The sequence below is a fragment of the Mesorhizobium sp. WSM4813 genome (genome assembly GCF_055811555.1).
The window spans coordinates 1-5,681 of sequence record NZ_JBVVQU010000115.1 but is presented as its reverse complement, the minus strand read 5'-3'; the positions used below and the strand labels follow the sequence as shown (position 1 = coordinate 5,681).

The 5,681-nt window shown below is 60.0% G+C and carries 6 protein-coding genes and 1 tRNA gene; 4 read left to right on the top strand and 3 right to left on the bottom strand.

The genetic code is table 11. The features are described 5' to 3' along the window. On the top strand, positions 1–229 hold a 229-nt coding region (locus AC0L25_RS32020), incomplete at its 5' end, for a DUF892 family protein (RefSeq protein ID WP_473599119.1). Between the two features lie 177 nt (positions 230–406). Here AC0L25_RS32020 and AC0L25_RS32015 read toward each other — a convergent pair. Then, positions 407–483 (bottom strand) — tRNA-Met (locus AC0L25_RS32015). A gap of 345 nt (positions 484–828) precedes the next feature. Here AC0L25_RS32015 and AC0L25_RS32010 point away from each other — a divergent pair. After that, positions 829–1,794 carry a Gfo/Idh/MocA family protein gene (locus AC0L25_RS32010; protein ID WP_473599118.1) on the top strand — a complete coding sequence of 322 codons (966 nt, stop codon included), beginning with the start codon at positions 829–831 and terminating at the stop codon, positions 1,792–1,794. 56 nt (positions 1,795–1,850) lie between these two features. Here the strand turns inward: AC0L25_RS32010 and mnmA are convergent, their stop codons facing one another. Further along, positions 1,851–3,041 carry a tRNA 2-thiouridine(34) synthase MnmA gene (mnmA, locus tag AC0L25_RS32005; RefSeq protein ID WP_473599117.1) on the bottom strand — a complete coding sequence of 397 codons (1,191 nt, stop codon included), beginning with the start codon at positions 3,039–3,041 and terminating at the stop codon, positions 1,851–1,853. A 273-nt stretch (positions 3,042–3,314) separates the two neighbouring features. On the opposite strand from mnmA, the gene sciP reads away from it, so the two are divergent. Further along, the gene (gene sciP, locus AC0L25_RS32000; RefSeq protein WP_006203587.1) at positions 3,315–3,590 is read left to right on the top strand and encodes a CtrA inhibitor SciP; all 276 of its coding nucleotides are present in this window, start codon (positions 3,315–3,317) and stop codon (positions 3,588–3,590) included. A 420-nt stretch (positions 3,591–4,010) separates the two neighbouring features. Here the strand turns inward: sciP and AC0L25_RS31995 are convergent, their stop codons facing one another. Continuing rightward, positions 4,011–4,388, bottom strand: a complete 378-nt coding sequence (locus tag AC0L25_RS31995) for a flagellar export protein FliJ (RefSeq protein ID WP_473599116.1) — start codon at positions 4,386–4,388, stop codon at positions 4,011–4,013. Positions 4,389–4,838: 450 nt separating this feature from the next. On the opposite strand from AC0L25_RS31995, the gene ctrA reads away from it, so the two are divergent. Then, positions 4,839–5,534, top strand: coding sequence for a response regulator transcription factor CtrA (gene ctrA / locus AC0L25_RS31990; protein WP_006203583.1), 696 nt, complete (start codon positions 4,839–4,841; stop codon positions 5,532–5,534). Positions 5,535–5,681: the final 147 nt, after the last annotated feature.

The following is a 5,681-nucleotide window of genomic DNA, read 5'->3' as shown; positions in this document are numbered from 1 at the left end:
GATGAAAGGATCGCTAGCCAGCTACACGTTCGAGCATATGGAAATCGCCAGCTACAAGATGCTCATTGCCGCAGCCGGCGAGGTCGGCGATTCCGAGACCGAAAGCGCGTGCAAAGCAAACCTGCGCGAAGAAGAGGCGATGGCCGACTGGCTGGAAAGCAAACTTGGCACGGTCACCACCGAGTTCCTCAGACGCGACGAGCGGGATTCTGACACCGCGAAACGGTGACGTAGGCGGACAACTGCCGTCTACAGAAAACGCTCACCCTCAGCGCGGTGCTCGAAACAGAACCAGTGCGGCGTTTGCTTCGGCTTGGCAAATCCCCATCCCGCATTCTTGCCGCAGCCGGAGTGGTGCCCGACCTGAGACATGGGTGACGTTTTGTACCGGACACATGGGGAAAGGTGGTAGCGGGAGAGGGACTTGAACCCCCGACCCCAGGATTATGATTCCCGTGCTCTAACCAACTGAGCTACCCCGCCAGGGCGGCGAAAGGTCCGAAATCCGCCTTAAATCAGACGGCATGTCGAAGCGTTCGCCAAGGTCGGGCGGATATAAGGTTGGGACGCCAAGCCTGTCAAGCATCGATGCAGCCGGCATGCCGGCACATTCTATCGCATCGTGCTTTGCGAAAATCGGAATCGATCTTCCGTAACCATGCGAAGGCTCACCGTCTTGAGACGTGTACCTTGTGCGTCCAAGCGGACGCACTCGCTCTAGTGGCCGGAGAGCATTGCCGGGCAGATAAGTGGGCACAGAAATGCCGGGGTTGAGTTCGGCGGGGCGCGCCGCTATGTCTCGGCCACGAAATTCTAGAGTTGGAATTGATGAAACCGCGCATTGCAGTCCTCGGTTGCGGATACTGGGGCAGCAACCACATCCGCACCCTCAAGGCGCTTGGCGCGCTGCACGCGGTCTCGGACGTCAACCCTGCCCGCGCCGAAGGCTTCGCCAGTGAGCAGGATTGCCTGGCGATCGAGCCGGAAGCGCTGTTTGTCCGCAGCGACGTCGATGCCATCGTCATGGCGCTGCCGCCGCAGTTCCACGCCGATATGGCGGTGCGCGCCGTCCAGGGCGGCAAGGACGTGCTGGTGGAGAAGCCGATCGCGCTGACGGTGTCCGATGCCGAGCGCTCGGTGAAGGCGGCGGCCGACAATGGCCGCGTCTTCATGGTCGGCCATGTGCTGCGCTTTCATCCAGCCTTCGAGACGTTGAAGGCGCTGATCGACAATGGTGAGCTCGGCGAGGTCCGCTATATCCATTCGCACCGGCTCGGGCTCGGCAAGTTTCACACCGAGAACGATGCGCTGTGGGACCTCGCGCCGCACGATCTGTCGATGATCCTCGCCATCACCGGCACGGAACCGATCGAGGTGCGTGGCGAGGGGGCAGCGCTCCTCGACAATCTCAGCGATTTCGCGCATCTGCACATGCGCTTTCCCAACGGTCTGCGCAGCCATCTCTTCGCGTCGCGGCTCAATCCCTACCGCGAACGGCGGCTGACCGTGGTCGGCACCAAGGCGATGGCGGTGTTCGACGATGTCGAGCCGTGGGAACGCAAGCTCGCCGTCTACCGCCACGCGGTATGGCAAGACAGCGGCCAATGGGCCTTCACCACCAACGAGCCGTCCTATGTGGCGGTGGGCGAGGGCATGCCACTGACGCGAGAGCTCGAGCATTTCCTCCAGTGCATCGAGACGCGGGCAGAACCGCGTACCAGCGGCGAGGAAGCCATCAGGGTGCTGCGTATCCTGACCGCTGGCACGGTTGCCCATACCGGATCGCCTTCCTGAGAGAAAGTGCGGCTGTATTAGAGCCTGATCCATCCCGATAGAATCGGGATTATCGTCTATTCGGCGGGAACCTGCGCCGGCCGGGCCGCCAGCCGCGTCAGCATCGCCTCGGCCTCGGCGCCACGTTCGGAACGCTCGATGAAGCCGCCGCCGAACACGCGGGCCTCGTTGCCGTCGTCGGAATAGAGCACGCACGCCTGGCCGGGCGCGATGCCGGACTCGCCGTCGACCAGTTCCACCGAAGTGATGCCGGCGTTGTGATGCAGCACGGCCGGGCGCGGCGGGCGTGTCGAGCGGACCTTGGCGAAAAGCTCCAGCCCAGCCGCCGGGATGTCGGACAGTGCAGCGTCGCCCAGCCAGTTCATGTCGCGCAAATAGATCTTGTGCGTCTCCAGCGCCTCGCGCGGGCCAACGACGACGCGGGCCCGATCAGCGTCGAGATGGACGACGTAGAGCGGCTCGCCCGAGGCGATGCCGATGCCGCGGCGCTGACCGATCGTGTAGCGCAAAATGCCTTCATGGCGGCCGAGCACGCGGCCGTCGATATGGACGATGTCGCCCGGATTGGCAGCAGTTGGCTTCAGCTTGGCGATGATGTCGGAATATTTGCCCTGTGGCACGAAGCAGATGTCCTGGCTGTCCTGCTTGGCTGCGACCGTCAACCCCATTTCCTCGGCGATCGCGCGAACCTGCGGCTTCGACAGGCCGCCGAGCGGAAAGCGCAGATAATCGATCTGCGCCTGCGTGGTGGCGAACAGGAAATAGCTCTGGTCGCGGTCCGCGTCGACCGGCCGGTACAGTGCGCGATGGGCGCCGTTGGCGCCGGAGCGGATGTAATGGCCGGTCGCCAGCGCGTCGGCGCCGAGTTCCTTGGCGGTTGCCAGCAGGTCGGCGAATTTCACCGTCTGGTTGCAGGAGACGCAAGGGATCGGCGTTTCGCCGGCTACATAGCTCTCGGCGAAGGGGTCGATCACCGCCTTGCGGAAACGCTCCTCGTAATTGAGCACATAATGCGGAATACCAAGTGTCTCGGAGACGCGGCGGGCATCGTCGATGTCCTGGCCGGCGCAGCACGAGCCGGCCCGGTGCGTTGCCGCGCCATGGTCGTAGAGTTGCAGCGTGACACCGATGACATCATAGCCTTCATGCTTCAAAAGGCCGGCAACCACCGACGAATCGACGCCGCCCGACATGGCGACAACGACGCGGGTATCTTCGGGACGTCCGGGAAGGTCGAGGCTGTTCATGGTTCTTTCGTTCTGCACGGCGCCCTGATGAGGGCGCTTGAATGCCAATGGCCGGAATATAGGTCAAGCTTTCCGGGTGCGCCAGCTTCGCGAACCAGCAGATTTTTTTAGAATGGATTCGGCGCTTGCGAGCAGATGCCTCAAATGCCGACGAAAAGACTAACGCGGCGTTCATGATCCTTACCTAGCTATTAGGGTTCGCTTAGGCAATTTTTAAAGCTGTGGCGGTAATGTGGTGGGGATTGGGTCTTTGAGTTTTTAGTAGAGAGTACGATGACCGATCTTGTTAGACCGCGCGTCAAATATGTTATCGGGCCTGACGGCAGCCCCCTTACGATTGCCGATCTGCCGCCGACGAACACACGTCGCTGGGTTATCCGGCGCAAGGCGGAAGTGGTGGCGGCTGTACGGGGTGGGCTTTTGAGCCTCGAAGAGGCGTGCCAGCGCTACAAGCTGACCACCGAGGAATTCCTGTCCTGGCAGGCGTCGATCGACGAATATGGCCTTGCCGGGCTGCGCACGACGCGCATCCAGCAATATCGGCATTAAGGCTGGTTTGAAGAAGACAAGGGCGCGGACTCCGCGCCTTTTTTGCGTGTGCGCCAGCATGGCGCGTGGTGCGCAAGCACTGTTTGGCCGGGGCGACTTTGTTTCGACCGTCGCGCCGCCCTCATTGCCCTGCCGGGCATTTCTCCCCGTAATCGGGGAGAAAGAAGCTGGCCGCAGCCTTGGCGCTCTTTCTGCGACGCTGGAGATTGGCGACGGCGTCCTTCTCCCCGTTCACGGGGAGAAGATGGCGGCAGCCAGATGAGGGGCGGCGCGACGCTTGCAAGATGGTCAGAACCGCTGCTCAGTCCGACAAGGTCATGGAACATCAATGGGATTTGGCAGCGTAGGCCTGAAACTGGCGGCTGCTCGACCAATGAGCGGTGGCCTCGCTGGTCGGTGATTGGCCTTAGGGCCTTGTTTTCAGCCGATCATGGCGCTGCGGCCGCCGGTCTCGGCGTCGCGCACCTTGGTGTCGCGTGATTCGAGCATCTCTGCTTTGGAAAGCTCCGCTTCGGCTTCGCCGAGCAGTGATTCGGCAACGCTTCGCTGCTGGGCGAGGTCGCTTTGCGAATTTCTGAGATTGTCGCGGCGCAGGCGCGCTGCCTTGGCGAAGGTCGGATAGGCAAAATGATTGATGTCGGTGATGCCGGCTTTCTTTTCTTCGGCGGAGATCTGGAGCTCCAGTTCGACAGCCATGCGCTCGAATTCGGCGATCATCATGTCGAGTTGCAGCAACTGCCGCCGCTTCTCGTTCACCTGAAACTGCTTCAGCCGAACGAGGTTTTCACGTGGCTTCATGATTCGGTACTCCTGGAAACGCACACCTGCACATATCGTCCAATCCACCTGCAAACTCAGTCTTCAACCCGCTTCCACCGACTTTACCGGAACTATGGGAAACAAATTCCTAAAGTTTTTTGCCGGCGGTAACCATTCGTTTACGGGCATTGTTAATCATACGGCTCAGGACTTAAGGCCGGGTAAAAATTCCGGCTCTCGATGCGGAAGCACGGCCAGCGAGTCTCTGGAGTCACTTAGTCTGGCTTTTTAATGTTCTGCCTTAGCGATTTGGTTCTGTGATTCGCTTTTAGATTCAACAAGGTGTAGAAAGGGGTTAAAAAATCTGATACCGTTAATGGCACGGAATTAGGTTTTGTTAACCATTCGATGGCAGCCTCTGCTCAGGCAATCACTGCTCCGGTCCTGGACGGGTCATAAAATGGTCCGGCAGCAGAAAAGGGGAATGAAATGCGTGTTCTGCTGATAGAAGATGACAGTGCAACCGCACAGAGCATCGAGCTGATGCTGAAATCAGAAAGTTTCAATGTCTATACGACCGATCTCGGCGAAGAAGGTGTCGACCTAGGCAAGCTCTACGACTACGATATCATCCTTCTCGACCTCAATCTCCCTGACATGTCGGGATACGAGGTCTTGAGAACACTTCGCCTTTCCAAAGTGAAGACGCCGATCCTTATCCTCTCCGGCATGGCCGGCATCGAGGACAAGGTACGCGGCCTCGGCTTTGGCGCAGACGACTATATGACCAAGCCGTTCCACAAGGACGAACTGGTCGCCCGCATCCACGCTATCGTGCGTCGTTCCAAGGGCCATGCCCAGTCGGTCATCACCACCGGCGACTTGGTGGTCAATCTCGATGCCAAGACCGTTGAGGTCGGTGGCCAGCGCGTGCATCTGACCGGCAAGGAATACCAGATGCTGGAGCTGCTCTCGCTGCGCAAGGGTACCACGCTCACGAAAGAAATGTTCCTCAATCACCTTTACGGCGGCATGGACGAACCGGAGCTGAAGATCATCGACGTCTTCATCTGCAAGCTGCGCAAGAAGCTCGACGCCGCTTCCGGCGGCCAGAACTACATCGAGACGGTTTGGGGTCGCGGCTACGTGCTGCGCGAGCCGGAAGATATCCGCGTCAGCGCCTGAGCTGACGACGCCGATCCGAACGATTTTCCGACAAAAATCCGGCTTCGGCCGGACTTTTGCGTTTACAGCGCAGACATTAGAGCGTCGGACGCTCAGGTTGAATCGAGAGGGGATTCCAGTGAGGCGACGTTCGTGATTCACTTCCTG